The sequence below is a fragment of the Streptomyces cathayae genome, assembly GCF_029760955.1.
GTDB classification, from domain to species: domain Bacteria; phylum Actinomycetota; class Actinomycetes; order Streptomycetales; family Streptomycetaceae; genus Streptomyces; species Streptomyces cathayae.
The window spans coordinates 6294487-6320654 of sequence record NZ_CP121682.1 but is presented as its reverse complement, the minus strand read 5'-3'; the positions used below and the strand labels follow the sequence as shown (position 1 = coordinate 6320654).

Annotated in this window: 23 protein-coding genes and 1 pseudogene; 13 read left to right on the top strand and 11 right to left on the bottom strand. The window is 71.6% G+C overall.

Annotated features, from left to right (window positions below; genetic code table 11):
- From PYS65_RS28850 to PYS65_RS28835, 4 genes are read left to right on the top strand one after another with little or no spacing between them, the layout of a single operon-like run.
- On the top strand, nt 1-1533 hold the full coding sequence (locus PYS65_RS28850; RefSeq protein ID WP_279336865.1) for a DUF4331 family protein: 1533 nt from the start codon (nt 1-3) through the stop codon (nt 1531-1533).
- 55 nt (nt 1534-1588) lie between these two features.
- Nucleotides 1589-3088 carry a tetratricopeptide repeat protein gene (locus PYS65_RS28845; RefSeq protein ID WP_279336864.1) on the top strand — a complete coding sequence of 500 codons (1500 nt, stop codon included), beginning with the start codon at nt 1589-1591 and terminating at the stop codon, nt 3086-3088.
- Entirely contained in the window at nt 3085-4602 is a 1518-nt protein-coding gene (locus PYS65_RS28840; RefSeq protein ID WP_423836134.1) for an urease accessory protein UreH domain-containing protein, read from the top strand. Before PYS65_RS28845 ends, PYS65_RS28840 begins: the two co-directional genes overlap by 4 nt.
- 51 nt (nt 4603-4653) lie before the next feature.
- Entirely contained in the window at nt 4654-6333 is a 1680-nt protein-coding gene (locus PYS65_RS28835) for a serine/threonine-protein kinase (RefSeq protein ID WP_279336863.1), read from the top strand.
- Nucleotides 6334-6364: 31 nt separating this feature from the next.
- Here the strand turns inward: PYS65_RS28835 and PYS65_RS28830 are convergent, their stop codons facing one another.
- Complete coding sequence (locus tag PYS65_RS28830; protein ID WP_279336862.1) at nt 6365-7168, bottom strand: SGNH/GDSL hydrolase family protein; 804 nt, start codon at nt 7166-7168, stop codon at nt 6365-6367.
- A gap of 769 nt (nt 7169-7937) precedes the next feature.
- Between PYS65_RS28830 and PYS65_RS28825 the strand changes: the two genes are divergently transcribed.
- From PYS65_RS28825 to PYS65_RS35285, 4 genes and pseudogenes are all read left to right on the top strand, one after another.
- Entirely contained in the window at nt 7938-8759 is an 822-nt protein-coding gene (locus PYS65_RS28825; RefSeq protein ID WP_279336861.1) for a glycosyltransferase family 2 protein, read from the top strand.
- Nucleotides 8756-9796, top strand: coding sequence for a glycosyltransferase family 2 protein (locus PYS65_RS28820; protein ID WP_279336860.1), 1041 nt, complete (start codon nt 8756-8758; stop codon nt 9794-9796). The genes PYS65_RS28825 and PYS65_RS28820 overlap by 4 nt, the downstream gene beginning before the upstream one ends.
- Nucleotides 9789-10589: a polysaccharide deacetylase family protein gene (locus PYS65_RS28815; protein WP_279338109.1), complete on the top strand. Its 801-nt coding sequence runs from the start codon at nt 9789-9791 to the stop codon at nt 10587-10589. The genes PYS65_RS28820 and PYS65_RS28815 overlap by 8 nt, the downstream gene beginning before the upstream one ends.
- A 107-nt stretch (nt 10590-10696) precedes the next feature.
- Nucleotides 10697-11796, top strand: a pseudogene (locus PYS65_RS35285) (DUF5925 domain-containing protein).
- 37 nt (nt 11797-11833) lie between these two features.
- On the opposite strand, the gene PYS65_RS28800 reads toward PYS65_RS35285, so the two are convergent.
- Entirely contained in the window at nt 11834-12202 is a 369-nt protein-coding gene (locus tag PYS65_RS28800) for a GntR family transcriptional regulator (protein WP_279336859.1), read from the bottom strand.
- A gap of 71 nt (nt 12203-12273) precedes the next feature.
- Between PYS65_RS28800 and PYS65_RS28795 the strand changes: the two genes are divergently transcribed.
- Both PYS65_RS28795 and PYS65_RS28790 read left to right on the top strand, forming a co-directional pair.
- A complete protein-coding gene (locus tag PYS65_RS28795; RefSeq protein WP_279336858.1) occupies nt 12274-13203 on the top strand; it encodes a GNAT family N-acetyltransferase in 930 nt (309 codons plus the stop codon).
- Nucleotides 13184-13684, top strand: coding sequence for a ribonuclease FAU-1 family protein (locus PYS65_RS28790; RefSeq protein ID WP_279336857.1), 501 nt, complete (start codon nt 13184-13186; stop codon nt 13682-13684). The genes PYS65_RS28795 and PYS65_RS28790 overlap by 20 nt, the downstream gene beginning before the upstream one ends.
- 25 nt (nt 13685-13709) lie before the next feature.
- On the opposite strand, the gene PYS65_RS28785 is transcribed toward PYS65_RS28790, so the two are convergent.
- Nucleotides 13710-14327, bottom strand: a complete 618-nt coding sequence (locus PYS65_RS28785) for a class I SAM-dependent methyltransferase (RefSeq protein ID WP_279336856.1) — start codon at nt 14325-14327, stop codon at nt 13710-13712.
- 137 nt (nt 14328-14464) lie between these two features.
- Between PYS65_RS28785 and PYS65_RS28780 the strand changes: the two genes are divergently transcribed.
- Together PYS65_RS28780 and PYS65_RS28775 are read left to right on the top strand one after the other, a co-directional pair.
- Nucleotides 14465-14599: a hypothetical protein gene (locus tag PYS65_RS28780; RefSeq protein ID WP_279336855.1), complete on the top strand. Its 135-nt coding sequence runs from the start codon at nt 14465-14467 to the stop codon at nt 14597-14599.
- Nucleotides 14600-14799: 200 nt separating this feature from the next.
- On the top strand, nt 14800-15888 hold the full coding sequence (locus PYS65_RS28775; protein WP_279336854.1) for a lytic polysaccharide monooxygenase: 1089 nt from the start codon (nt 14800-14802) through the stop codon (nt 15886-15888).
- Nucleotides 15889-16018: 130 nt separating this feature from the next.
- On the opposite strand, the gene PYS65_RS28770 is transcribed toward PYS65_RS28775, so the two are convergent.
- The 7 genes from PYS65_RS28770 to PYS65_RS28740 all read right to left on the bottom strand — a co-directional run bounded on the left by PYS65_RS28770 (nt 16019) and on the right by PYS65_RS28740 (nt 24144).
- Nucleotides 16019-16879 (bottom strand): esterase/lipase family protein, encoded by an 861-nt coding sequence (locus PYS65_RS28770; protein ID WP_279336853.1) that lies wholly within the window; start codon nt 16877-16879, stop codon nt 16019-16021.
- Nucleotides 16880-17220: 341 nt separating this feature from the next.
- Nucleotides 17221-18303, bottom strand: a complete 1083-nt coding sequence (locus PYS65_RS28765) for a S1 family peptidase (protein ID WP_443294870.1) — start codon at nt 18301-18303, stop codon at nt 17221-17223.
- Between the two features lie 268 nt (nt 18304-18571).
- Entirely contained in the window at nt 18572-19429 is an 858-nt protein-coding gene (locus PYS65_RS28760; protein ID WP_279336852.1) for a slipin family protein, read from the bottom strand.
- A 290-nt stretch (nt 19430-19719) separates the two neighbouring features.
- Nucleotides 19720-20961 carry an RNA-guided endonuclease InsQ/TnpB family protein gene (locus tag PYS65_RS28755; RefSeq protein ID WP_279336851.1) on the bottom strand — a complete coding sequence of 414 codons (1242 nt, stop codon included), beginning with the start codon at nt 20959-20961 and terminating at the stop codon, nt 19720-19722.
- Between the two features lie 15 nt (nt 20962-20976).
- A complete protein-coding gene (gene tnpA / locus PYS65_RS28750; RefSeq protein ID WP_279336850.1) occupies nt 20977-21375 on the bottom strand; it encodes an IS200/IS605 family transposase in 399 nt (132 codons plus the stop codon).
- Nucleotides 21376-21765: 390 nt separating this feature from the next.
- A complete protein-coding gene (locus PYS65_RS28745; protein WP_279336849.1) occupies nt 21766-22671 on the bottom strand; it encodes a S1 family peptidase in 906 nt (301 codons plus the stop codon).
- A 312-nt stretch (nt 22672-22983) separates the two neighbouring features.
- Complete coding sequence (locus tag PYS65_RS28740) at nt 22984-24144, bottom strand: DUF5685 family protein (protein WP_279336848.1); 1161 nt, start codon at nt 24142-24144, stop codon at nt 22984-22986.
- A 290-nt stretch (nt 24145-24434) separates the two neighbouring features.
- Between PYS65_RS28740 and PYS65_RS28735 the strand changes: the two genes are divergently transcribed.
- The gene (locus PYS65_RS28735; RefSeq protein ID WP_279336847.1) at nt 24435-24872 is read left to right on the top strand and encodes a cell division protein SepF; all 438 of its coding nucleotides are present in this window, start codon (nt 24435-24437) and stop codon (nt 24870-24872) included.
- A 35-nt stretch (nt 24873-24907) separates the two neighbouring features.
- On the opposite strand, the gene PYS65_RS28730 is transcribed toward PYS65_RS28735, so the two are convergent.
- Nucleotides 24908-26107, bottom strand: a complete 1200-nt coding sequence (locus PYS65_RS28730; RefSeq protein WP_279336846.1) for an acyl-CoA dehydrogenase family protein — start codon at nt 26105-26107, stop codon at nt 24908-24910.
- Between the last annotated feature and the right edge of the window lie 61 nt (nt 26108-26168).

Here is a 26168-nt window from a genome sequence, read left to right as displayed (position 1 = left end):
ATGACACCTAACTCCAGGACCGGCGCGGGACGCAGGAGCCTCGCAACACTGATCTGCGGCGCGCTGGCCGCCGGCGGCCTCGCCGCCGTCGGCACGACTGCGCTGGAACCGGGGGCGGCCTCCGCCTCCAGCCACCGGGAGGCCCCACTGATCTCGGGCACCCCGCAGTACGACAACACCGATCTGTACGCGTTCGTCAGCCCCGACAAACCGGACACGACGACGATCATCGCGAACTGGATCCCGTTCGAGGAGCCGGCCGGCGGACCGAACTTCTTCACGTTCGCCGAGGACGCGCAGTACGACATCCACATCGACAACAACGGCGACGCGCAGGGCGAACTGCTGTTCCGTTACACCTTCAGGACGCACACGAAGAACGAGAAGACGTTCCTCTACAACACGGGCCCGGTCACCAGCCTGGACGACCCGGACCTCAACATCACCCAGACCTACGACATCGAGCTGCTGAAGCTGAAGGACCAGCACCTGGTGTCCCGTACGAAGATCGCGGACGACGTCCCTGTGGCGCCGTCGAACGTCGGCAAGGCGTCCATGCCGGACTACGGCACGCTCCGTGAGCAGGCCGTGCACGAACTGGCGGGCGGCGCGACGACGTTCGCCGGCCAGGCCGACGACCCGTTCTTCCTGGATCTGCGCGTCTTCGACCTGCTGTACGGCGGGAACCTCTCCGAGGTCGGCAACGACACGCTCAAGGGCTACAACGTCAACTCCCTGGCCCTCCAGGTGCCTACGCACATGATCACCGAGTCGGCGGACCAGCCGGTCGTCGGCCTCTGGTCCACGACTCAGCGCAAGAACGCCAAGGGGAAGTTCACCCAGGTGTCACGGCTGGGGAACCCGCTGGTGAACGAGGTCGTCAACCCCCTGAAGGACAAGGACACCTTCAACGCGTCCGCGCCGTGGGACGACGCCCGGTTCCTGAAAAACGTCACACACCCGGAACTGCCGAAGCTCATCGAGGCGATCTACAAGATCGAGGCGCCCGCCGAGCCGCGCAACGACCTCGTCGACGTCTTCCTCAAGGGCGTCGAGGGACTCAACCAGCCGCCGCACGTGACGCCGTCGGAGATGCTACGTCTCAACACGTCGATCGAGCCGACGGCCGAACCGAAGCGGCTCGGTGTGCTGGACGGGGACAACGCGGGCTTCCCCAACGGGCGGCGGCTGACCGACGACGTGATCGACGCGGCGCTCCAGGTGGTCGAGGGCGAGCTGGTCGGCGCGGAGAACGACCTGGGCGACGCGGTCGACGCCAACGACAAGGAGTTCGGCGCCTCGTTCCCGTATCTGGCCGACCCGACGGAGGGGTCGCGCGGTCCGCTCGCCGAGGGCGTGGACAGCGGCAACGACGTACGCAACCAGCTCGGTGACGCGCTGCGGCCGGCCGGCGCCGAGGGCTTCGACGACACCACCCTGATCGCCGCGTCCGCCGGTGCGGGAGCCGGCGGGATCCTGCTGATCGGCGGGAGCCTGCTGTGGTGGCGCAGGATGCGCGGCCGGGCGTACTGACCGGCTCCGCGACCGCGGACAACCGAGGACAACCACCCGCAGACCGAGGAGAGGCATGCCTCCGCGTACGAACGACCACGCCCCGGAGGGCGGCCGGGGCACCGGGCCCGCCGAGCCCACCGCACCGCCGAGGACGACACGCGCGCAGCCGGGTGCCGGCCCCGGCACCTTCTCCTCCGGCGCCCGGACGGCCGCCCTGCGCCGGTTCTCCGGCGCCGCGCGACGCTCGCGCGGGCTGCGTCTCACGGTGTGCGCCGCACTGCTGGCCGTCGCGGCGACCGCCGGGACGGTCGCCGCCGGGGGCGCCCGGGGCAGGACGCCGGCCGAGGCCGCTCCCGCGACCGGGACGCTCGCGGCCGGTGTGCTCGCCCGGGGCGACCTCGACGCCGGGATCCGCTCCCTGCAGGCCCATCTCCGTCTCCAGCCGAGGAACTTCGGCGGGTGGGCCGTCCTGGGGCTCGCCTACGTCGAGCAGGCGCGGACCAAGGGTGACCCCTCGCGCTACCCGCAGGCGGAGCGGGCGTTCGTCCGCTCTCTCGCGCTCGAGCCCGGCAATGAGCAGGCCCTGGCCGGCCGTGCCGCCCTCGCCGCGGCCCGGCACGACTTCTCCGGCGCCCTGAAGTACGCCGACCGGGCCCTGCGGCAGAACCCCTACAGCGAGCGCGCTCTGTCCTCCCGGATCGACGCCCTGGTCGAGCTCGGCCGGTACGACGAGGCCGCCGAGGCCGCCGACACGGCGGACAGCAGGCGCCCGGGGGTGCCCGTCTTCACGCGGTACGCGTACGTCCGGGAACTGCGCGGCGACGTGAGGACCGCCCGCAAGGTACTGGAACGGGCCCTGGACAGCGCGTCCGCGGCCCCGGACGTGGCGTACGTGGCGACCGCGCTCGGTCAACTGGCCTGGAACCAGGGGGACCACGAAGTCGCCCTGCGTCACTACGCACGGGCGCTCGGCGCCGACGAGGAGTACCTCCCCGCCCTGGAGGGCCGGGCCCGCGCCCAGGCCGCGAGCGGTGACCGCGCGGGCGGGATCGAGACCCTGGAGCAGGTCGTCGCCCGCTCCCCGCTGCCCGGCCCGCTGGTCGCCCTCGGCGAGCTGTACGAGACCCGGGGCGCCGAAGGCGACCGCGCGAAGGCCCAGGACCAGTACGTCCTCGTCGACGCGCAGACCGCCCTCGCCCGCGCCGGCGGGGTCAACGCCGACCTCGACACGGCGCTCGCCGCCGCCGACCACGGCGACACCCGAACCGCCCTGCGCGCGGCCCGCACCGAATGGGACCGGCGGCACAGCGTCCACACCGCGGACGCCCTCGCCTGGGCCCTGCACCGGAACGGACGCTCCGAGGAGGCACTCCCCTACGCCCGCCGGGCCACGGCCACGGGCTACCGCAACGCCGCCTTCCTCTACCACCGCGGCATGATCGAACACGCCACCGGCCACAAGGGCGACGCCCGCCGGTCCCTCACGGCGGCGCTGGAGCTGAACCCCGGTTTCTCCCCTCTCGGTGCCCGCGCGGCCCGTGCCGCCCTGGGGGACCTGGAGGCGACGCGGTGAACCTCCGTCGTACGCCGGCCGTCGGCATCACCGTCCTCACCGCCGCCTGCGCGTTCGCCCTGGTGCCGATGGCGACGGCGAGCGCGCACCCGCTCGGCAACTTCACCGTCAACCGTTACGACGGTCTGGTCGCCGCGCCCGGCGAGCTCCGCGTCCATCATGTCGAGGACCTCGCCGAGATCCCGGCCACCCAGGTGCAGCCGGACGTCGAGGCGCTGGGCATGGACGAGTGGGCCCGGCGGCGCTGCGCCACCGCCGCCCGCGACAGCAAGGTCCGCGTCGGGGGACGGAAGGTCCCCGTCACCGCGAGAAGCAGCCACGCGCGCGTTTACCCCGGTCAGGCAGGGCTCGACACGCTGCGTGTGGAGTGCCGGCTGACGGCCCCGCTGCCCGAGGTCGATCCGGTGGACGTCGACTTCCGCGGGGCCGGGGCGTCCTCGGGTCCCGGCTGGCGGGAGGTCACCGCGCGCGGTGACCGGATGACGCTGGCAGCGTCGGACGTACCGAGGACCTCGCAGTCACGCGAACTGACCCGTTACCCCGAAGAGTTGCTGTCCTCACCGGCCGACACCACGACCGCGGCCCTGCGGGTGCGTGCGGGCGGTCCCGCGCTGGCGGGGACGGAGCCCGACGCGCCGACCGCCTCCGTGCTGCCCCGCGCCGCCGACCGGTGGACCCGCGCCCTGGACAATCTCATCGCGCGGCACGACCTCACGGCGGGCTTCGCGGCGCTCGCGCTGCTGATCGCGCTCGTCCTCGGCGCGGCGCACGCGCTCGCGCCGGGTCACGGCAAGACGCTCATGGCCGCGACGGCGGCAGCCCGGGGCGGCAGGGCCCGAATGCGGGACGTTCTCCCGCTGGCCGCCTCGGTGACGGTCACCCACACCCTCGGTGTGGTCGCCCTCGGCCTGTTGGTCACGGCCGGTTCGGCCGCCGCGCCCTCGGTGGTCGCCTGGCTCGGCATCGCGAGCGGGGCACTCGTCACCCTGGCGGGCGCGAACCTCCTCCGCCGCGCACTGCGCAACCGGAACCACACGCATCACCACGACCACGGCGACGGCGACGGCAGCCATGATCACGTTCACGGCCCGCACGACCGTCCCGGTCACCCGCACCCCCATGCCGTCCAGCACACCCACGGCGGTCGCACCCACACCCACCCCGTCGCCCCCACCCTCCGCGGCACGATCCTGCTCGGCTTCGCCGGCGGGCTGGTGCCCAGTCCGTCCGCCGTCGTGGTGCTGGTGGGCGCCGCGGCCCTCGGTCAGGCCTGGTTCGGGCTGCTGCTCGTCGTCGCGTACGGCATCGGGCTGGCCCTCACCCTCACCGCCGCCGGGTACGCCGTCGTCAAGGCGGGCAGCGGAGTGACCCGGCTCCTTGCCCGGCGCCCGCGCTGGACCACGCGCCCGGCGGTTGCGCTCGTGCGCCGGAGCGCCCCCCTGGGATCGGCGTTCGCCGTCGTGGTCCTGGGCGCCGGATTGGTGTTCAGAGGGGCGGCATCCGCACTCGGCTGAGCTATTTTCATGAGGAAACGAATAATTCGCCCGGATGCGATGGGGGGCGCCATGTCCGAGGAACCGGGCAGTGAGCGGGTGATCGCGGGCCGGTACCGGTTGCTGTCGCCGCTGGGTGAGGGCGGTATGGGAACCGTGTGGCGGGCCCGCGACGAGGTGCTGCACCGTGAGGTGGCCGTCAAGGAGGTACGTGCTCCGGCGGGGCTTTCGGCGGCCGACGTGGAGCGGATGTACACCCGGCTCGAACGGGAGGCGTGGGCGGCCGCCCGGATCACCGACCGCAATGTGGTGACGGTGTACGACGTGGCGACCGAGGACGGACGTCCGTGGATCGTCATGGAACTGGTCCGCGGCCTGTCCCTGGCCGATGTCCTGGAGGCCGAGGGCCCACTGGATCCGCGGCGCGCCGCGCACGTCGGCGCGGAGGTGCTCGCCGCGCTGCGCGCCGCGCACGGTGCCGGGGTGCTGCACCGGGACGTGAAGCCCGCCAACGTGCTGATCGCGAACGACGGGCGGATCGTGCTCACCGACTTCGGGATCGCCGTGGTCGAGGGCAGCTCCGCGCTGACCATGACCGGGGAGGTCGTCGGATCGCCCGAGTTCCTCGCCCCGGAGCGGGCGCTGGGCCGTACCCCCGGCCCCGAGTCGGACCTGTGGTCGCTCGGTGTGCTGCTGTACGCGTCGGTGGAGGGCTGCTCGCCGTTCCGTCAGGACACCCCGCTGAGCACCCTGCGTGCGATCGTCGACGAGGAACTGCCGCCGCCGCGCCGGGCCGGGCCGCTGGCCCCGGTCGTCGAGGGGCTGTTGCGCAAGGACCCGGCCGAGCGGCTGCCGGCGGAGCGGGCGCAGCAGGACCTGCGGCTCGTCGCCGCCGGGGGCACCCCTTCCCCGGAAGGCACGCCCCGCGCCGGCACGGCGGGGGCGGCGCCGTACACCCCCACCGTCGCCACGCGCCCCCACCCGCACGGGGCCACCGCCGCTCCCCTGCCCCCGGTTCCGGCTCCAGCTCCGGCTCCGGCAGCCGGGATCGCCGAAACCGCCCGCCCCGGGCGCGGCCGCCGTACCGCCGCCGCCCTGGTCGCGGGCGTGGCCGTACTGGTCCTGGCGCTGGCCGGGCTGACGTACGCGCTGCTGAACCGCGGGGACGGCGGGGACGGCGGGGACGCTTCCGGCACCGACCCCCGGGGAGGCGGCGCGAGTTCGTCCACGCGGACCGGTGGCGAGAACCGGGACGAGGGCGGCGGGGAGACGGCCGGGCGGACCGACGGGCCGGCCCCGACCGTCTCCGCGAGCGGCGACGACGGCTACGACGACGGTGAGGAGACCACCCCGCCGCCGCAGTCGGTGCGGGTGACGGTGGAGGGCGCGCACACGGAGTACTCCGGGGTCTGTCCGCCGCCGAGGGAGCGGGCGCCGGCGTTCACGGCGACGTTCACGGTGGGCCGGCTGCCCGCGGAGGTGTCCTACCGCTGGGTGTCCGAGGACGGTTCGGTGGCCGACCGGGGGTGGCGGACGCTGTCGTTCCCGCGGGACGGCGGGCACACCCGGCGGGACACGGTGACCGTGACGACGTATTCGACGACCGGGATGTTCGAGAACTGGATCGGGGTGGAGGTGCGGGAGCCGGTGCGCACGAGGTCCGACTCGGTGCCGTTCTCGGTGACGTGCGAGGGGGAGACCCCGTCGGGCGGGGCCTCCCCCTCTCGTTCCGGTTCGGTGGCCGCCCCCTGAGCGGGCGGCCACCGGGGGCCGTGCGTCCGGATCAGGCCGCGCTGTTGAGCACCGGGAGGTAGCCGCCGGACTGGCCGGCCGCCTTCGGGTGGTAGGACTCACCGATGTTGAGCCAGTTCACGCTGTGCAGCCAGGAGTTGGCGGAGCAGATCTCGTGGCCGGTGAAGGCGGTGCGCACGTCGCCGAAGGTGAAGGCGTGTGCGCGGGCGCGCTGGGCGATGGTGGTGGCGAGGAGGTCGGCCGCGTCGTTGATCGCCTTCCGCTTGGCCTCGGAGAGGCCGACGCAGGACGTGCCGAGCTGGTAGAAGCGGGGGTAGCCGAGGACGACGACATGGGCGTTCGGGGCCCGGGTGCGGATGGCGGAGTAGACGCTGTCGAGCCGGCCGGGCAGCGTCGACTGGACGTACGCCCGCGCGGTGGCGATCCGCGAGAGGCAGGTGCTTTCGGACTGGAGCACACAGGTCGTCATGACGTCGGCGAAACCGGCGTCGTTGCCGCCCACGCTGATCGAGACGAGTCCGGTGGTGGCGCTGAGCGGGCCGAGCTGCCCGGAGACGACGTCATCGGTCCGTGCGCCCGAGCAGGCGGTGAAGTCGAAGGACGAGGGGGAGTTGGCGGCGGCCCAGAGGTAGGGGTGGGCCTTCGTGCTGCGCTTGCAGTCGCCGCTGGAGCCGATGTAGCTGCCGGCTCCGACGCCGGAGGAGTAGGAGTCGCCGAGCGCCACATAGCCGGCGGCGGCCTGTGGGGAAGCCTGCGCCGTGGCTGCCCCGGTGAGGGCGGTGGCGACGGCGAGGAGGAGTGAGCCGAGAAGGACGGAAAGCCGGGAACGTCTCATGGAACCTCCCTTTAGCAGGATCTCTGCCGCAACTTTCATAGCAACTACGCGCGTTGACTGGAAGTGTCCATGCCAAAACTGTGACTTCCCCCAGGATCAGGCGGCTTGTCCGCCTCGGACCCCATCCGGGCAGGCCTGTTCAATCCCGGACGAATTCAGGCCTTAGGGTCGTTCGGACCTTGACGCCCACAACGGGCTGCGCCACATTGAAGCCCGTCATCCGGCGCTTCGGGGGGCAAAGTCGGCCATGCAGACCATACGGATCACGCAGACCATCGGCGTCAACGCGTCTTCACCGAGGCCTTCTTCGGGGACCGCCGGCCCAAGCCCTTCCGGCCGGCCGAGCGGAAGGCTCTGCTCGTGCGGGCCGGGACCGTCCGGCCGGGGGGTCCCGCAACAGCCAAACCAACAAAAACGTGAGATCTGACTCCAGGTCTTGCCATAGGGGTTCAACCATCAATACCGTCACACATTGCAATACATCTCACTCGCACCGGTTCGTCAGTATGCGGCCCAGGGGAGGGCTCAGGACCGCGACGAACCGGGGCGGGGCGCGGTAGGGGGGTGCCGTGCTCGGTGACCGCAACGGTGACCGAGCCGTGCCGCGCGGTCGGCCGTCGCTTTCTGCGGCCGGCCAGTTTTGCCAGCTCACCCGGCGTGCGCGGAACTCCGTTCCGTCGTGCCGCGGGTGAGAACCCCCCTTTCGAACCGGACGAACAGCCGGGCCGCCCGGGGGCGGGCGGCCCACCGGACGAGAGGGATCAGACTCATGAGTTCCGTTCTGCAGCCGGCGACCGCGGACGAGAATCCGCCGGCCACCGGAAAGTACCGGCCCGTCTCCTCGCACCTGGCCATCGCACCGCCGGTGAGCGTGGTGATCCCGGCCATGAACGAGGCGGAGAACCTGCCGTACGTCTTCAAGACGCTTCCCGACTGGGTCCACGAAGTGGTTCTGGTCGACGGCAACTCCACCGACGACACCGTCGAAGTGGCCCGCGAGCTGTGGCCGGACGTCAAGGTCGTCGAACAGCGCGGGAAGGGCAAGGGGGACGCCCTGAACACCGGGTTCCAGGCCTGCACCGGCGACATCATCGTGATGGTCGACGCGGACGGCTCGGCCGACGGCAACGAGATCGTGTCGTACGTCTCCGCCCTCGTCTCGGGCGCCGACTTCGCCAAGGGGTCCCGCTTCGCCAACGGCGGCGGCACCGACGACATGACCTTCATCCGCAAGCTCGGCAACCGGGTCCTGTGCGGTGTCGTCAACCGCAAGTTCGGCGCCCGCTACACCGACCTCTGCTACGGCTACAACGCCTTCTGGCGGCACTGCCTGGACAAGATCGACCTCGACTGCACCGGCTTCGAGGTCGAGACCCTGATGAACATCCGGGTCGTCAAGGCCGGGCTGAGAGTGCAGGAGATACCCAGCCACGAGTACCTGCGCATCCACGGCACGAGCAATCTGCGGGCCGTGCGGGACGGGTTCCGCGTCCTCGGGGTCATCCTCGGGGAACGCTCCAACCGGCGGGCCCTGCGCCGCCGTCCGCGTCACTCGCCGCTGCTCGAAACGGTCCGGGGGAAGGTGTCTTGAGCGACACCGGCATCTCGGTCGTGATCTGCGCCTACACCGAGGACCGCTGGGAGGACGTCCTCGCGGCGGTCGCCTCGGTGCGGGCGCAGTCCCGGCCGGCCCTGGAGACCCTGCTGGTCGTTGACCACCACCAGGGTCTGCTGGACCGTCTGGGCAAGGAGTACCAGGACACCGACGACGTGCGGGTGCTCGCCAACGCGGGCCCCCGCGGTCTGTCCGCCGGCCGCAACACCGGCATCGCCGCCTCGCGCGGTGAGATCGTCGCGTTCCTCGACGACGACGCCGTGGCCGAACGCGACTGGCTCAGGCACTTCGCCGAGGGCTACGCCGATCCGCGGGTGATGGCGGTCGGCGGGCGCACCGAGCCCCTCTGGGCGTCGGGGCGGCGCCCCTCCTGGTTCCCCGAGGAGTTCGACTGGGTGGTGGGCTGCACGTACCGGGGGCTGCCGCGCGGACGGGTGCGGGTGCGCAACGTCCTCGGCGGCAACGCCTCCTTCCGGCGCAGCGCCTTCGACGCCGCGGGCGGCTTCGCCACCGGTATCGGGCGGGACGGCGACAAGCGCCCGCTGGGCGGGGAGGAGACGGAGTTGTGCATCCGCCTCAGCCGCGCCCGGCCCGACGCGGTCCTGCTGATCGACGACCGTGCGGTGATCCACCACCGGGTGCCCCCGGTCCGCGAGCGCTTCCGCTACTTCCGCACCCGCACCTACGCCGAGGGGCTGTCCAAGGCGCTGGTGGCGCGGAGCGTCGGCGCCGGGAAGGGACTGGAGTCGGAACGCCGGTACACCACGCGTGTCCTGCCGGCCGGGGTGGTCCGGGGGCTGCGCGACGCCCTGCTGGCCCGGCCGGGCGGCGCGGGACGCGCGGGCGCGATCGTCGCCGGGGTGCTCACGGCGGCGGGCGGGTACGTGGTGGGGAGCGTGCGGGCCCGGCGGGGCGGGGTCACGTTCTCCGTGGCCGACGTCGGCGGCGAGGCCCGCCGTGCCGGGGAGCACCCGGGCGGGGAGCAGGGAGGTGCCCGTGGCCGAGGTGACTGACGAACGCGTCCCGATCCTCATGTACCACTCGGTGGCCGCCGAGCCCAACGACGCCACCCGCGCGCTGTCCGTGACCCCGCAGGCGTTCGCCGGGCAGATGGCGGTGCTCGCCGAGCGGGGCCTCACTCCCGTGGACACGGCGGAACTGGCCGCCTGCTGGCGCACGGGACGCCCGCTGCCCGCGCGACCGGTGCTCGTCACGTTCGACGACGGCTACGAGGGCGTGCACCGGCACGCCCTGCCCGTGCTCGCCCGGCACGGCTTCCCGGCCACCCTGTTCGTCTCCACCGGATGGCTCCGGGGGCCGCACGACACCGGCGGCGGCCTGGACACCATGCTGGACTGGGACCAGGTGCGCGAACTGGCCGACGCGGGTGTGGAGATCGGCGGCCACAGCCACAGCCACCCGCAGCTCGACCAGCTCGACGACCGGCGGCTGCGCTCCGAACTGATCCTCTGCAAGGAGATCATCTCGGACCAACTGAGCCGCACGCCCGCCTCGTTCGCCTATCCCTACGGCTACTCCAGCCGCCGGGTGCGGGAGGCGGTGCGGGAGACGGGGTACGCGCAGGCCCTCGCCGTCGGCAACGGTCTCGCCCGCCGGGCCCAGGGGCCGTACGCGCTGCGGCGCGTCACGGTGCGCCGGTCGACGGACACCGCCGAGTTCGAACGGCTGGTGGAAGGCCGCGCCCTCAGCCGCGTGTTCGTCCGGGACCGGGCCCTGACCAAGGGGTACGCGGTGGTCCGCCGGGCGCGGCACGCGCGGCGGCTGGCGGCGCCCGGCCGCCGGTGACGCCGTCCGGCACGACCGGGCCGGCCGCTGCCCCGGACCACCCGTACGACCCCGCGCGCCCACGGAAACCGGGTGCGCGGGGCACCCGGGTGACCGATCATGGCGGCATGCCTGCAGACCCGCGCGACGCCCTGCCGATCCGGCTCAACGTCGACGACAGCGACTCCCCGTCCGACGTCGTCGACGCGCTGTTCCTCGGCCGCTTCGCAACGGGCGAGCAGCCGTTCTCTCACGCGGCCACCATCGACCGGGTGCGCTCCGCCGCGACCCTGCTGCCCACCGGCGCCGAGGTGCTGCGCATCGCCCGGGACGACGACCGGAGCGCCACCCTGGCCGAGGGCGACGGCTGGACGCTGCTGGTCTCCCGCTGGAACCGGGGCGCCGACGTCACCGTCACCGCGACCACCGCCGAACTCGCGGCGAAGATCCTGGACGAGGCGACGGACGGTGCGGCGGACGAACCGGAACCGCAGCCGGAGAACGTGCCCATGGGCTTCTGGTACGTCTCCCCGCGCCGTGGTCCGCACCGCACCACACGGCAGATCTCCGCGGGCACCTGGGACGAGCTCCGGCCCAACTACACCGCGCCGGTGGCCCACGCGATGGACCTCCTGTTGGCATCTCTCCCAGCTGAAGCAGGGAGATTCAGCCCTCGCGGGTTGAGCTTTCTGCTTCATCGACAGCAGCCGACCCGAACAAACGGCAGGGGCTGGTGTACCAGCCATCGGTCTTACGCCAGCTCCACAGACCTGACATCCCGCCGGCCCGGCGGTAGACCCGACCGACTTGGTTCTCGCCAGCCGGGCGAAGCCGACTCTACCACTCAATCCACTCAACTCCCCCTGTATGGTGGGGCGGTCCTTCGCCCTGGGGGCGAAGCCCCACTCCCTACCCCGCTCCGCAGGAGTCCGTTCCTCCCCCGCAAGCGGGCGGTACCCCCACCCCGCCCGAAGACGGGGTATCCACGGAGAGGCCTGACGAGGACCTGGAGCGCCTCCATCCGGCCGTCGTCCGCCCGGGCCGCTGCCTCGCCCGCATCGAGGTGGGGCCGCTGACCCGGACGGAGGCGGTGAACTGGCTGGGCCACGAGGACGGCGTCGGCCGCGAGGGCGCCACCCTGGCCGAGCTGTACGCCCTGCGCCGGGGAACCTCCCCGACGGCACTGCCGGAACCACGCGGGAAGGCGGAGGCGGGGCTGTACCTGTAGCCGCCCGCGGCCGCCTCCCCTGGGCCGCCCCCGCGACTCATCCCCCGTAGGCCGCCCGCAGCGCGTCCCGTACGGCGGCCAGGGCCGCTTCCTCGCTCAGCCCGAGCCGCCGCACCCGCTCCGCGTAGGCCTGGGCCGCCGACGCCGTCTCCCGCTCCGCGGCCGACCCCGCGGCGGCGACGAACGTGCCGTTGCGGCCGCGGGTCTCGATCACGCCGTCCGCCTCCAGCGCGCGGTAGGCCTTGGCCACCGTGTTCGCGGCGAGGCCGAGCGTCTCGGCCAGGCCCCGCACCGTCGGCAGCCGGTAGCCCACCGGCAGGGCTCCCGACCGCGCCTGCTCGGAGATCCGCGCCCGCACCTGCTCGTACGGGGGCGCGCTGTCGTCGATATGGATCTTCAGGGTCACGGCCCGATTGTCCCGCACCCGGCGGAAAATGGGAGGCAGTCCCAGCGCGTCCCCCCGTAGCGTGCGCCCTCATGGCCATCATCGTGCGCGACCTGCGCCCCGAAGTCCGAGCCGACGCCGAGGGGTTCTCCCGTGTGCGCAGGCTCGCCGTCCCCTTCATGTTGTCCACCCCCGAGTCCGTGCTGCACCATCTGCGGCGCTCCCACCCCGACGCCCACTTCGGGCAGCTCGTCGCCGAGGAGGACGGGGAGATCATCGGTGTCGTCCAGCTCAGCCTCGCCCACGACAGCCCGGAGCCCGGCCAGGGCTCCGCCAGCGTCTACGTACGGGCGGACAGGGGCCGGCGCGGCGCCGGGTCGCTGCTGCTGCGCGCCGTCGAGGAACGCCTGGCCGCCCTCGGCGCCCACAAGGTCTACACCTGGGTCATGGACGCGCCGGACAACCGCGCCTTCGCCGAGCGGCGCGGCTACCGGGCCGGCCGGTCCGCGTACTTCCTGCGGCTGGACCTGACGAACGGCATCCTGCCGCCGCTCCAGGATCCGCCGCCCGGCGTCGAACTGCGCACCGGCGCCGACTTCGCCGACGATCCGCACCCGCTGTTCGTCCTGGACGCGGAGACCTCGTCGGACGAACCGAGCGACATCGACACCGAGCCCACCGACTACGGGGCATGGCTCGAGGAGACCTGGCGGCACCCGTTGCTCGACCCCGCCCTGACCACGGTCGCGGTGGTCGACGGCGCCCCCGCCGCCTTCACCGCGGTCCACACCGACGGTGACGGCCGCTACGGCACCGCCATGACCGGCACCGCCCGCGTCCACCGCGGCCGGGGCCTGGCCAAACTCGCCAAGAACGCCTCCCTGCACCGCGCCCGCGCCGCCGGGTGCACGGAGGCCTTCACGGGCAACGACACCGGGAACGAACCGATGATCGCGATCAACAAGTGGTTCGGCTACGAAATCTGCGCAACGGAGGTACGCCATGTCCGCGAACTCGGCTGAGGGCCCCGCACGCGTCGAGGTCGTCCTCGTCAAGGCGGGCCGCACCAAGATCCGCTATCCCGCCGACCTCCTCTCCGACGACGGCGCCCGCATCACCGTGCGCGCCCCCTGGGCGGGCGACGGCACCCGTGACTTCGGCTTCGTCCGCTTCGAACCCGGTGACGTCTTCACCGAGCACTACTGGCGCGACCGGTGGTACTCCGTGAAGGAGGTGCGCACCGCCGGGGGCACCCTCAAGGGCCACTACTGCGACATCACCCGCCCGGCCGTGCTCACCGGTACGGAGCTGGTGGTCGAGGACCTCGACCTGGACCTGTGGCGCTCCGCCGACGGCACGGACGTACGGCGGCTCGACGAGGACGAGTTCGCGGCGAGCGGCCTCCCGGAGACGGACCCCCGTGCGGCGGCCGCCGCCGTCGCCGCCCTCGACGAACTGGAGACCCGGGCCCGCGAGGACCGCTTCGACGCGCTCCTGAGCTGAGGAGCCGGGCCCGACCGGGCTCACCTCACTCCGGCGTCGCGACCACCACGTACCGTTCGTCGCCCACCTCCCTCCCCCACAGTGCCGTCTCGTCCGACAACCTCTCGACCCGCAGGTGTCCGGCGAACGGGGCGAGGAGCGAGGTGAGCCGGTCCACCGGTATGCCGACGGGGCTCACCGTGCCCCACACTCCTTCGACCAGCACCAGCCGGCCGCCGGGACGCAGCAGCCCCCGCCAGTGCCGCAGCACCCGGGCCGGATCGGGCAGCGTCCACAGCACATGCCGTACGAGAACGACGTCGTGACGCCGCTCCCTCGTCGGTGGCGCCGCGGCGTCACCGACGAGGAACACCGCGTCACGTCCGGCGAGCTTCTCCCGGGCGAGCGCCACCATGGCCGGGGACCGGTCGACTCCGGTCACCCGGTGTCCCTGCGCTGCGGCGAGCAGGGACAGGCTGCCGGTGCCGCAGCCGAGGTCCAGGACATCGCCCGCCCGGGCGGGCAGCCAGGAACGCAGCCGCCCGGCCCAGGCCTCGCGCACCCGGGGATCGCGCAGCCCGTGATCCGGTTCCTCGTCGAAGGCCGCGGCCGCCAGGTCCCAGTCGACACCCGCCGTGCCCGTGACGTCACTCTCGTCGGTCATGGGGCAAGAGTGGCAGCTGCCACTGACAATCGATTCGTGACCGGGGCCACAGACAGATCGGGACCGATGAGGAACTCTCCCCCGAAAGGTCCACCCCTGCGAGACCGCGGTGTCCGTGGACCCCGAAGGAGGCAGCCATGCGCCGTGTCACCGCACAGAAGCCCCCGAAGAAGACGGAAGCCCGCCGGATCCGCGAGAAGACCGACGAGCGCCCGGCCGCACGCCCGGAGATCCGCGAGGACATCGCCCGCACCTGGTGGCCGGACGGCTGAGCCCCTCCGGTCGGCGGCGTCCGTCACGCCGCTCGGGCTGCTACCTGATCTCAGCCTGAGCGCTTCCTTAACGCGGCCATAAGGATCTCCTCGCACAGCCTCTGCCAGGCGATTCCACTGTTCCCTGGGGCTAGTTTCTGACCCGTCCCCCCACGGGATTCCCCCCAAGTCCAGTGATCGTTCCGAGGAGTTGCTGCCCCATGACCGCACGCCGCAAGGCCGCCGTCGCCGCCGTCGGTATCGTCCCGCTCGCCCTGACCGGGCTGTCCGCCGCACCGGCGGCCGCGCACGGTTCGATGGGCGACCCGGTCAGCAGGGTCGCGCAGTGCTTCGCCGAGGGACCGGAGAGCCCGAAGTCGGCGGCGTGCCAGGCGGCGGTCGCGGCCGGCGGCACCCAGGCGCTCTACGACTGGAACGGCGTGCGCATCGGCGACGCGGGCGGACGCCACGAGGAGCTCATCCCCGACGGCAAGCTCTGCAGTGCGAACAACGAGGCGTTCAAGGGACTCGACCTGGTCCGCGACGACTGGCCGACCACTGCGGTGAGCAGCGGCTCGTACACCTTCAAGTACCGGGTGACCGCCCCTCACAAGGGCACCTTCGAGGTGTACATCACCAAGCCCGGCTACGACCCGTCCAAGCCGCTGGGCTGGGGCGACCTGGATCTGGCGAACCCGGTGGCGACCTCCACCGACCCGGCCGCCTCCGGCGGTTTCTACACGTTCACCGGCACCCTCCCCGAGCGCTCCGGCAAGCAGCTGCTGTACGCGGTGTGGCAGCGCTCGGACAGCCCGGAGGCGTTCTACTCCTGCTCGGACGTCACGTTCGGCGGGACGAGCGGAAGCACCGCGAACAAGAACACCGCCGGCAGCGGCGCCGCGTCCGGCGGCGACACGCCCAAGAGCGCGGCCGCCCCGGCGCCGGCCGCCTCCGCCCCCTCCGAGGAGCAGGTCGAGGAGGGCGCCGAGAAGTCGACCATCGAGAACCACGGGCACGGGGACGACGACCCGCACACCACGGCACAGCCGACCCCGGCGGCCGACGGCACCACCGGTGACACCACGGACGACGGCTCCGGCGCGGCGGCCGGCGACGCCCCCGACGACACCACCGAGGCCGCCCCCAACCAGCCCAAGGCGGCCGGTGCTTCGGAGAACCTCGCGGAGACCGGGGGCGATGGGAACACCCCGTACCTGATGGTCGGCGGAGCCGCGACGCTGGCGCTCGGTTCGGCGGCGCTGTTCGCCTCCAACCGGCGGCGCACGGCGAGCGGACGCAACGGTCGCTGATCCGACTCCGCCCGTACCCGGGGGCCCGTCCGGCGGCTCAGGCCGGACAGGCCCCCGGCATGCGTCTCAGCGACCGCACGGGTCACCGGCTGTACATGCCACTTGCTACACGTGTCACCTGCTACACGTGTCAGCTGAACACCGAAGCGCAGGTGGTGGGTCGGGCGTTGGCCGGATCGAGGGCGTTGGCGACTTCGTGGAAGGCGATCCGGTCGAACAGCGCGATCGCCAGATGCTCGGACAGGTCGAGCGGGCACAGGTCCTGGAGCAGGACGTTGCGTACGTTCGGTCCGCTCAGGTACTGACTGCGGTAGGGGGTGACCACCTCGTCGTACCGGGTGGCGAGGACGGTGTAGCGGACGCCGGGCACGGTGTCGCCGCCCGCGTTCAGCTTGGTGAGGAAGGCGGAGCCGGTGATCTGCTGGGCGAGGGCGGGGGTGGTCTCGTTCAGCAGGTCCCCGGCGCCCGGGAAGTAGGGCAGCAGGTTGGTGAGGCCGCCGAGGGTGGTGCCGTGGTTGCTGGGGGCGATCCCGACGAGGGCGTTCACCTCGTCGGCCCCGCCGAGGAACTTGAGGTAGTAGCGGGGCATCATGCCGCCCTGCGAGTGCCCGACGAGGTCGGCCTTGGTGGCGCCGGTCGCGGCGAGCACCTTGTCGACGAAGGCGTCGAGTTGTTCCGCGGACCGCTCGATGGGGCCGAGGCCGTGGAAGAGGGGGACACCGGCGAGCTGACCGTAGTCGAGGGAGAAGACGCAGTAGCCGCGGTGCTTCAGATAGGGCGCGAGGCCCAGCCAGTTGTCGACGGAGTTCCCGAAGGTGCCGTGGACCAGGACGACGGGGCGGGGGTGGGCGGCGGACGGCTTGCAGGTGTAGTCGTTCCAGCCCGAGCTGGATGAAGCCGCGGCGTGGGCACCGGTGGTGGGGACGGTGACGGCCGCGGCGGCCAGCAGGAGTGCGGCCAGCGGTCTGGCCACTCGCTTCCAGGGCAGCATCGTGTGATCTCCTTGCACGTCGAGGGGAGAGTGCGACGGCCTTGCGCCCTGTGACCCGGATCACGAGGATGTTGTTCACTCGTCAAGTTACGGGTGAGTAGCCCTGCGGGGAAGTTACGGGTCGGTAAAAAATCTCCACGCCCGCCGACGGCGTGCGGCGTCACCTGATAATGGGTCACCAAAGGTGATAAAACGCCCCGTCGGGCGCGATGCGCGGTAGACTTTCGCGCAGCGACCGCACCTCCCGCGCCGGGCGGACACACGGAAGACGTCCCGCCCCTCGCAGAGAGGGACGGGACGTCCGTGTGCGTACCGCGGGTGTTACGGGTACCGCGGGTGGATCAGCCGATCCGGGTGCCGGTCGCCGAGAGGGCCTCCGTCACCGACTGGAAGAAGGTCGTACCGCCGGAGGTGCAGTTGCCGCTGCCGCCGGAGGTGAGACCCACCGCGCTGCTGCCCGAGAAGAGCGAGCCGCCGCTGTCGCCCGGCTCGGCGCAGACGTCGGTCTGGATCAGGCCGTTGACGATGTCGCCGTTGCCGTAGTTCACGGTAGCGTCCAGGCCCGTGACCGTGCCGGAGTGCACCTGGGTCGTGGAGCCGCTGCGGGTGACCTGCATGCCGACGGTGGCCTCGGCGGCGCCGGAGATCGCCTGCGTGGAGCCGTCATAGAGGTTCACCTCGCTCGGACGGTCCACGTCGGCGGTGTACTTGACCAGGCCGTAGTCGTCGCCCGGGAAGCTGGACGCCTCGTTCTCGCCGATCACGGTGCCGGAGGAGTCCGACCACGTGGAGATACCCTCGGTGCAGTGCCCGGCGGTGAGGAAGAACGGCTCGCCGCCCTTGGTCACGTTGAAGCCGAGCGAGCAGCGCCCGCCGTTTCCGGTGATGGCGTCGCCGCCCGCGACGAAGGTCTTGAACTCATCCTTGGTGCGCTGGAGTTCGGCCTTGGCCCCGAGCCCGTCGACGACCTTCGTCAGGGTGGCCCACTCGGCCTCGGAGACCGTGCGGTCCGCGGTGACCACGACCTTGTTGGTGGTCGGGTCGGTCACCCAGGAGGTACCCGGGATGGTCGCGTCCTGCGTGAGGGTGGTGCGCGCGCTCTTCAGCTCGGCGAGGGAGTTCGCCACGACTCTCGCCTCGGCGCCGGCCGCCTCGACGGTCTCGGCGGCGGCCTCGTCGAGCACGTTCACCACGAGGCTCTTGCTCTTCGCGTCGTAGTACGTTCCCGCCGCGTCGGCGCCGAGGTCCTCGACGAGCGTCGAGGCGAGGTTTCCGGCCGCCGCGATCGAGAGAGTCCGGGGCGTGGAGACCTCCGGGGTCTCACTGGCGTTCGCAGTCTGAAAGGTGACTCCCGCGGCGACCAGCGCGGCGATGCCCGCACCCGTCATGGCAACGCGCCGCCTGGGCATGCGTCGGTGCTTCAACTCACGACCTCCTGTGGGGGGACGGTCCGGGAGGTTGTGGGGACCTCACGGACCGGAAGGCTTACGGCTACGGGGGCGGCACACAAAAAAGGCCGCACCCCTGCTGGTTGAACGCCGCCCACTATTCCGAGGCCCACAGGGAGCACACAAGGCCGACTTCAGGACGCACGTACGGCAACGTCCATGCACCCTCTATGTCCTGACAGGTCATGGACACGCGGGCAGCTTCACACCGCAAACACTACGAGCGGGTAACCCGCAGGGTGATTCAGGGCGTCTGACCCTGGCTTGAATTCGCCTCTTCCTGATCCCCGTTCGAGCGGGACGGGGTGGACCGACGCTGCTCCACCGGGCCCTGTGCCGGCGGCTGGGCGGACCGTTCCAAAAAGCGCAGCAGCTCCACCGGGAAGGGCAGCACCAGGGTGGAGTTCTTCTCGGCCGCGACCGCCACGATCGTCTGCAGCAGCCGCAGCTGCAGCGCGGACGGCGTCTCCTCCATCTGCTGGGCGGCCTCGGCCAGTTTCTTCGACGCCTGCAGTTCGGCGTCGGCGTTGATGACCCGGGCCCGCCGCTCGCGGTCGGCCTCCGCCTGCCGGGCCATGGACCGCTTCATCGTGTCGGGCAGCGAGACGTCCTTGATCTCGACCCGGTCGATCTGCACGCCCCAGCCGACCGCCGGGCTGTCGATCATCAACTCCAGCCCCTGGTTCAGTTTCTCCCGGTCGGACAGCAGATCGTCGAGGTCGCTCTTGCCGATGATGGAACGCAGTGAGGTCTGCGCCATCTGGGAGACCGCGAACCGGTAGTCCTCGACGTTGATGAGTGCGGCGGAGGCGTCGACGACCTTGAAGTAGACGACCGCGTCCACCCGCACGGTGACGTTGTCCCGGGTGATGCCCTCCTGCGCGGGCACCGGCATCGTGACGATCTGCAGATTGACCTTGTGCAGCTGCTCCACGAACGGAACGACCAGCGTGAGCCCCGGCCCCCGCACCTGGGGGCGGAGCCTGCCGAGCCGGAGGACCACCCCGCGCTCGTACTGCTTGACGACCCGCGCCGCCGACAGCAGACCGACCGCTCCGACGGACGCCAGCACCACTCCCGCCGCCACCAGTTCCTCGACCATCGCGGCCCCCAGGGTCCGAAGTGGCTCATCAGGTGATCCCGCGACCGGCGCCGCCCGGCGCGTCCTGGTATGTGTCCCTCGACGTTTACCGGCTCCCTGGCCCGAAGTCCAGGCATTCCGGCCTGATTCGTCCGGCCTTGCCGGGACTTTTTGCCTCAACGCGCTGCACCGGGAGTTCCGTTCTGGTCTTTCCTGCGCTCTGCGAGGCGTTCGGCGTCCCCGCCCGTCCGGCTGCGATCGTACGGCGTCCTTCGGACTGCGGGGACTGACAGTTGACTTCCTCCCCACGGCTAAAGCCGGGGGATTCCAACCAGCTCGAAAGCAAGTTGGACCGGTACTGCCTCGCGGGGTCCCGGAAGTTCCTGCTTCACCGACCGCCCAACGGCGAGGTCTCCACAGGCTGGCACGGCGTGTCCCGCCGCGCTGAGGATGTTCTTCGCGGCGTTCACGTCGGCGTGGTCCCGGTGGCCGCAGGACGTGCATACGAAGGCCGCTTGGCTCTCACGGTTCTTCGCATCCACGTGCCCGCACCGGTTGCACGTCTGCGACGTGTACGCGGGGTTGACCAGGACCACTTCGGTGCCGGTCGAGCGTGCTGCGTTGCGGATGGCCAGCTCCATGCGGTGCCAGCCCTTGTCAAGGATCGCCCGGTTCAGTCCGGCTTTCTGGCAGACGTTGCGGCCGGGTTCTGCCTTCGTGCCCTTGGCCGAAGCGGTCATGTTCTTCGTGCGCAGGTCCTCCAGCACCACCACGCTGTGGCGGGTGGTGAGCCGGTTCGCTGTCTGCGCGCAGAAGTCGGCGCGCCTGTCGGTGACCCGGCCCATGATCCGGTTCATCGCCGCGAGGGTCTTGCGGCGGTTCGCCGAGCCCTTCTTCGACCGGGCTAGACGCTGCTGAAGACGCCGGTATCGGGACTTCTCCCCGGCGGTAACGAACTCGCGGTCGTGGAAGTCGCCTGTGCTCGTGGCCGCCGCGACGACGACGCCCCGGTCGATCCCGACTGGCGTGCCCGCATGGCGCCCGGGGGTGAGGATGCCGTCCTCGACGAGGAAGGAGATGTACCAGTGCCCGGCCTTGCGGGAGACGGTGGCGGAGCGGATCTCGCCGCCGGGGTGACGGGACCAGCGGAAGGTGACCCAGCCCAGCTTGGGCAGCTTCGCGCGGCCCCATGCGCGGTTCAGCCGTTCCACTGTGACGAGGTTCCCGGCGGGGAACCTGAACGAGGGGTTCCAGCAGGCCTTGGAGCGCCAGCGGACCTTGAATGTGCCGTGGGTCCGGCATGCCTTGTCGAGGTCCTTCAGGGTCTGCTGGAGGACATGCGAGGGGGCGGCGCGCAGCCACTCGTACTCGCGCTTGGCGTCGGCCAGCTCGGCAGCCTGCGGGACGTAGTTCATCCACGCCCCGCGCCGCCGGTACTCGCGGCGCTGTTCGAGAGCGGTGTTCCACACCGACCGGCAGATGTTCCCGAACTCCTCCGCCATCTCCGCCTGCTCGGCCGTGAGGCCGAGCCGGTACTTCCGTCCGGCCAGCATGGTCCACCTCCCTCCTCAGACGTTTTTCTGGCTCTCGACGTACTTCTTCACGACCTCCAGCTGTGCGCTGCCGACAGTGGCGACGAAGTAGCTGTTGGTCCACAGCGTGGGCAGGCGCGACTTCAGCGCCGGGAACTCCTCCCGCAGCACGCGGGAGGGCCGACCCTTGACCGCCTTCACGAGCCGGTGCACACCGAACTGCGGGTCGACCTCCACCAGGAGGTGAACGTGGTCCGGCATGACCTCCAACTCGACCAGCCACGCACCCTTCTCGGCCACGACCTCCCGGATGATCTCCTCCAGCCGCGCTTCGATCCGCCCGCCCAGCACACGGCGCCGGCACTTCGGGCACCACACCACGTGAAAGGCGCACTGGAACGTGATGTTCGCGTTCGAGCGCAAGGTAACTGCCACGGGTCTAACTATGCAGCGCGGAGCTACCTGACGGTGGACTGGTGCGGCCATCATCATGGGGCGGCTGTCCCCAGAACTGAAGCCCGGGGTCTGCGCCGCTACCGAGAACCGATCAGCTGTTCACCGTGAGAGGCGCCGTGGAGTCCCGGGACCGCACCGGGGGGCACCTTCCGGACTGAACGCCGGGGCTTTCCGCAAGGGCCCCGACGGCTCCGTACCCCCACAAGAGCGAGCCCCCGCACGGCGGTTGCCGTGCGGGGGCTCGTCGTGCTGCCGGCTGCGGTGGAACCTCCGGGGGCCGGTGGTACCGGCCGGCTCCCGGTCCGTCCTCCTGGACGGGCGACTCGCTGCTGGTCCGTCGACCCAGCAGGTCCAGCAGCTCCAGCAGGCCTAGTAGACGCTGACGCCGTAGGCGCTCAGGGCCTCCGTCACCGGCTGGAAGAAGGTCGTGCCGCCGGAGGAGCAGTTGCCGCTGCCGCCGGAGGTCAGACCGTACGCGGTGCCGTTGCTGCCGTACAGCGAGCCGCCGGAGTCGCCGGGCTCGGCGCAGACCGTGGTCTGGATGAGGCCGGAGACGATGTCGCCGCCGCCGTAGTTCACGGTCGCGTTGAGCGCGGTGACCCGGCCGCTGTGCGTACCCGTGGTGGAGCCGTCACGGATGACGGTGGTGCCCACAGCCGGGGTGGCCGCGCGGGTGATGTCCACGCCGTTCGCGGTGCCGGGGCGGCTGACGGAACCGGTGTAGCGCACGATGCCGTAGTCGTTGCCCGGGAAGCTGGAGCCGGCGGTCGTGCCGATGGCCGTGGTGCGGGCGGAGTTGGAGTACCAGGTGCCCGCGCCGTCGGTGCAGTGACCGGCGGTCAGGAAGTACTCGACACCGCTGCTGCTGCGGACGTTGAAGCCGAGGGAGCAGCGCCAGCTACTCGCGTAGATGGCGTCGCCGCCCTGGATGAGCTTGCTGAACGTACCGGGCGTGCGCTTGATCTGCAGCGCGTCGGCGTCGGCACCGGCCTGCTGCTTGATCTGCGCGATCTCGGCCTGGGACACCGTGCTGTCGACCGTGACGACGACCCGGTTGGTCTTGCTGTCGACGGCCCAGGCGGTGCCCGGGATGTCGGCCTTCAGTACCGATCCGCTGACGCTGTTGAGCTCGGCGGAACTGAAGGTGGCGGGTGCTTCGGACGCGTTCGCGCTGGGGATCGCGATCGCGGCGGCGGCCACGAGGCCGGTGGAGACGGCGATCAGCCGGGTGCGTCTCGAGATGCCGCTGCGGGGGGTGGTGCGCTTGATCCTCACTTCTCGTTCCTCCACAAAGGAAGTAGGGGGCCCCGTGGGGTTCGGGCCCGTGAGGCGCAGGCAGGGGGCAGGCCGTCCGGATTCCGAACATGCCGTGCCCCTGACAAGCGCTGGGGGTGAGTATTCGGCCGAACGGCCGGTCGGCGCAAGAGTGCCTTTCGGACGTCACCCTTTGAACCGGCTGTGCGGGTTGACCCGCCACACCCCTTGCGTCACCGGCCGACACCCCAGCGTCACCGCCGCGCGCAGGCCCCCGGAAATGGCCGGAAGTCACCCCTCCGGTTGCTTCTACGAGCCCCTCCGGACGCCGGTTCAGCAGTCGCAGCCGCAGTCGCAACCGCCGTCCTCACCGCAGCGACTGCAGCACTCACAACAGTTGCAGCAGTCGCAGCACCCGCCGCAGTCGTACCGGGAACAGACCCCCTCCTTGTGCTCCCCGCTCCAGGGATCCCCGTACGTGCCGCAGCACATCTGGCACGTACAGGCCAGCCCCAGCCACACCGCGCAGCCGGCGAGCAACCCGCGCCGGTCGCGGCGCGGCGGCTCGGGCGGCACCGGGCCGCCGGGCATGCCCGGTGCGCCGGGCGGGGCGTAGGGGCCGGAGCCGTGGGCACAAGAAACGGTATCGAAGGCACGGTGGACGGAGTTGGGCAGTTCGTGGACGAGCAGCCGGTGCGCCAGACCTCCGTCGCCGAACTCCACCTCGCGCAGCGCGAGCCGGATGCCGTGCACGGCGTCGTCGGCGAGCCGGCGGGCCTCGGCGAGGGGGGTTCCGGTGGCGGTGAGGGGGTTCCACGCGCCCGCCGCGGCGTCGGCCTCCAGGTCCTCCACGGCGTCCAGGAGATGGGCGAGCCGGCCGAAGAGACGCCCGGCCTCGGCCAGCGGCCCGGCGTTGTGCGCGCGCCCGGCGAGCACCGCGGTGTGCGCGAAGGCCGCCGCGGTGGCGGTCTCGGTCGGTTCGGTGACGGTGAGGATCGGGGTACCCGGCCCGGCCAGGGCCTCGATGCCGGCCTGCCGGTCGACGGCGTCGACCAGGACGGCCGTGTCGAACCCGACGGCCGAACCGGTCCGCGCCCCGGCCCGGTCCCAGCTCGCGGCGACGCGGCGCGCGGCGAGCGCCACCGGTCGGCGGGCCAGCAGCCCGTCCCCGTCGGCCACATGGTCGCGCACCTTGGCGGAGGCCAGGACCAGCGAGACGGCCGCCGCGAGTCGCGCGCCCTCGCCGTGCGCGACGGAGGCGGTCCGCATGCCGCGCAGCGGACACGGCCCCGCCGTGCGCCGTCCGGCGTCCGCACGGACCGCCTGAGCCTCCGTCAGGACCGAGACGAGCAGCCCGTCGTAGTTGGTGACCACGCGTGCGAGCTGCCCGTGGTCACCGCGCAACGCCAGGCACAACCCGCACAGATGCGCCGTCCACTGAGCCGTGAGGCGTTCACCGAGCCGATGCCGGCAGGGCCTGACCATTCCGAACATGACGTTCCCCCGTGGGTGCCGCGAAGTGGAGCGCCGGCATCGTACCGACTGTCGCATTCACCCGTACGCGTCACCCATCACCCATACGCCGAGAAGAATCATATTTCACTCACAGTCAGCATCCGGTTACGTCAAGACCCTTGGGGGGCTTGGGCTCTCGACGGATTCTCCGTGCACCAGTACCGTCACAAACCCCCCGCGCGGCGTCCCATCACTTGGCGCGCCATCCGCATCATGGACGACCATAGGGATGCGGAAAGCAAGAAGGACCGCTGTGAGAGGAGGCGTCCATGGGATCGGTACGCAAGGCAAGTGCCTGGCTTGGCCTCGTCGACGACAACGAAGACGAGCGTTACTACGACGACGACTACTCCGACGGAACCGAGCCGGGGGACGCCTGGGTCACCGATCCGCGGGTCAAGGTGGCCACGGACGTCGCCGAGGAGAAGGGCCGCCGCATCGGCACGGTCACCCCGGACAGCTTCCGGGACGCCCGCGCCATCGGCGAGCTGTTCCGGGACGGGATCCCCGTCATCATCAACCTCACCGCCATGGACGCCGGTGACGCCAAGCGCGTCGTCGACTTCGCCGCAGGGCTGATCTTCGGTCTGCGCGGCTCCATCGAGCGCGTGTCCAACCGCGTGTTCCTGCTCAGCCCGGCCGACACCGTGGTCGTCAGCGGGGAGCCCGCGGTGCACCGGTCGGACGGCTTCTACAACCAGAGCTGAGGCAGGGCCGCTCGCCGGCCCTGCCCCCACCGGGCCTACCGGAACGCGTCGATCCCGGTGAACGCCTTGCCCAGCACCAGCTGGTGCATCTCCACGGTGCCCTCGTAGGTGAGCACCGATTCGAGGTTCGTCGCGTGCCGCATCACGGGGTATTCGAGCGAGATCCCGTTGGCGCCGAGGATGGTGCGGGCCGTGCGGCAGATGTCGATGGCCTCACGGACGTTGTTCAACTTGCCGAAGCTGACCTGCTCGGGACGCAGGCGGCCGGCGTCCATGCGCCGCCCGAGATGATGGGCGAGCAGTGTCCCCTTGTGCAGTTCGACCGCCATGTCGGCGAGTTTGGCCTGCGTCAGCTGGAACCCGCCGATGGGCCGCCCGAACTGCTCCCGCGACTTCGCGTAGTCGACGGCGGCCTCGAAGCAGGCGCGCGCCGCGCCCATCGCGCCCCAGACGATCCCGTACCGGGCGTGCGTCAGGCAGCTGAGCGGTCCGCGCAGCCCGGTCACCTCGGGCAGTACGGCGTCGGCGGGCAGCCGCACCTCGTCGAGGACCAGTTCGCTGGTGACGGAGGCGCGCAGCGACCACTTGTGCTTGATCTCCGGTGCCGAGAACCCGGCGCTGTCGGTGGGCACCACGAACCCGCGGATTCCGTCGTCGGTCTGCGCCCACACCACGGCGACACCGGCCACGGACCCGTTGGTGATCCACATCTTGCGACCGTTCAGGACCCAGTCCCCGCCGTCGCGCTTGGCGTACGTCCGCATGGCCGCGGGGTCGGAGCCGTGGTCGGGTTCGGTGAGCCCGAAGCAGCCGATGACCTCACCGGCGGCCATCTCCGGCAGCCACCGCTGCTTCTGCTCCTCACTGCCGAACCGGTGGATCGCGTACATGGCGAGCGAGCCCTGTACGGAGACCAGGGACCGGATGCCGGAGTCGGCGGCCTCCAGTTCCAGGCAGGCGAGCCCGTACTGCACGGCCGAGGCACCCGCACAGCCGTAGCCGCGCAGGGGCATGCCGAGCGCACCGATCCCGCCGAGCTCCCGGGCCAGCTCCCGGATGCCGGGCAGTTCGCCCTTCTCGTACCAGTCGGCGACATGGGGCAGCACCCGGTCGCCCGCCCAGGCGCGCACGGTGTCCCGGACCGCCAGGTCCTCCGGCTCCAGCAGGTCGTCCAGGCCCAGCGGGTCGGCCGGGTCGAAGGGGGGCAGCTTCGATGACTTCGATGGGGCGGACATGGGACACCCTCCGGGGGATCTGACCGGGGCGGAGCCGACCGGCGCACTGGTTAACTAGCGT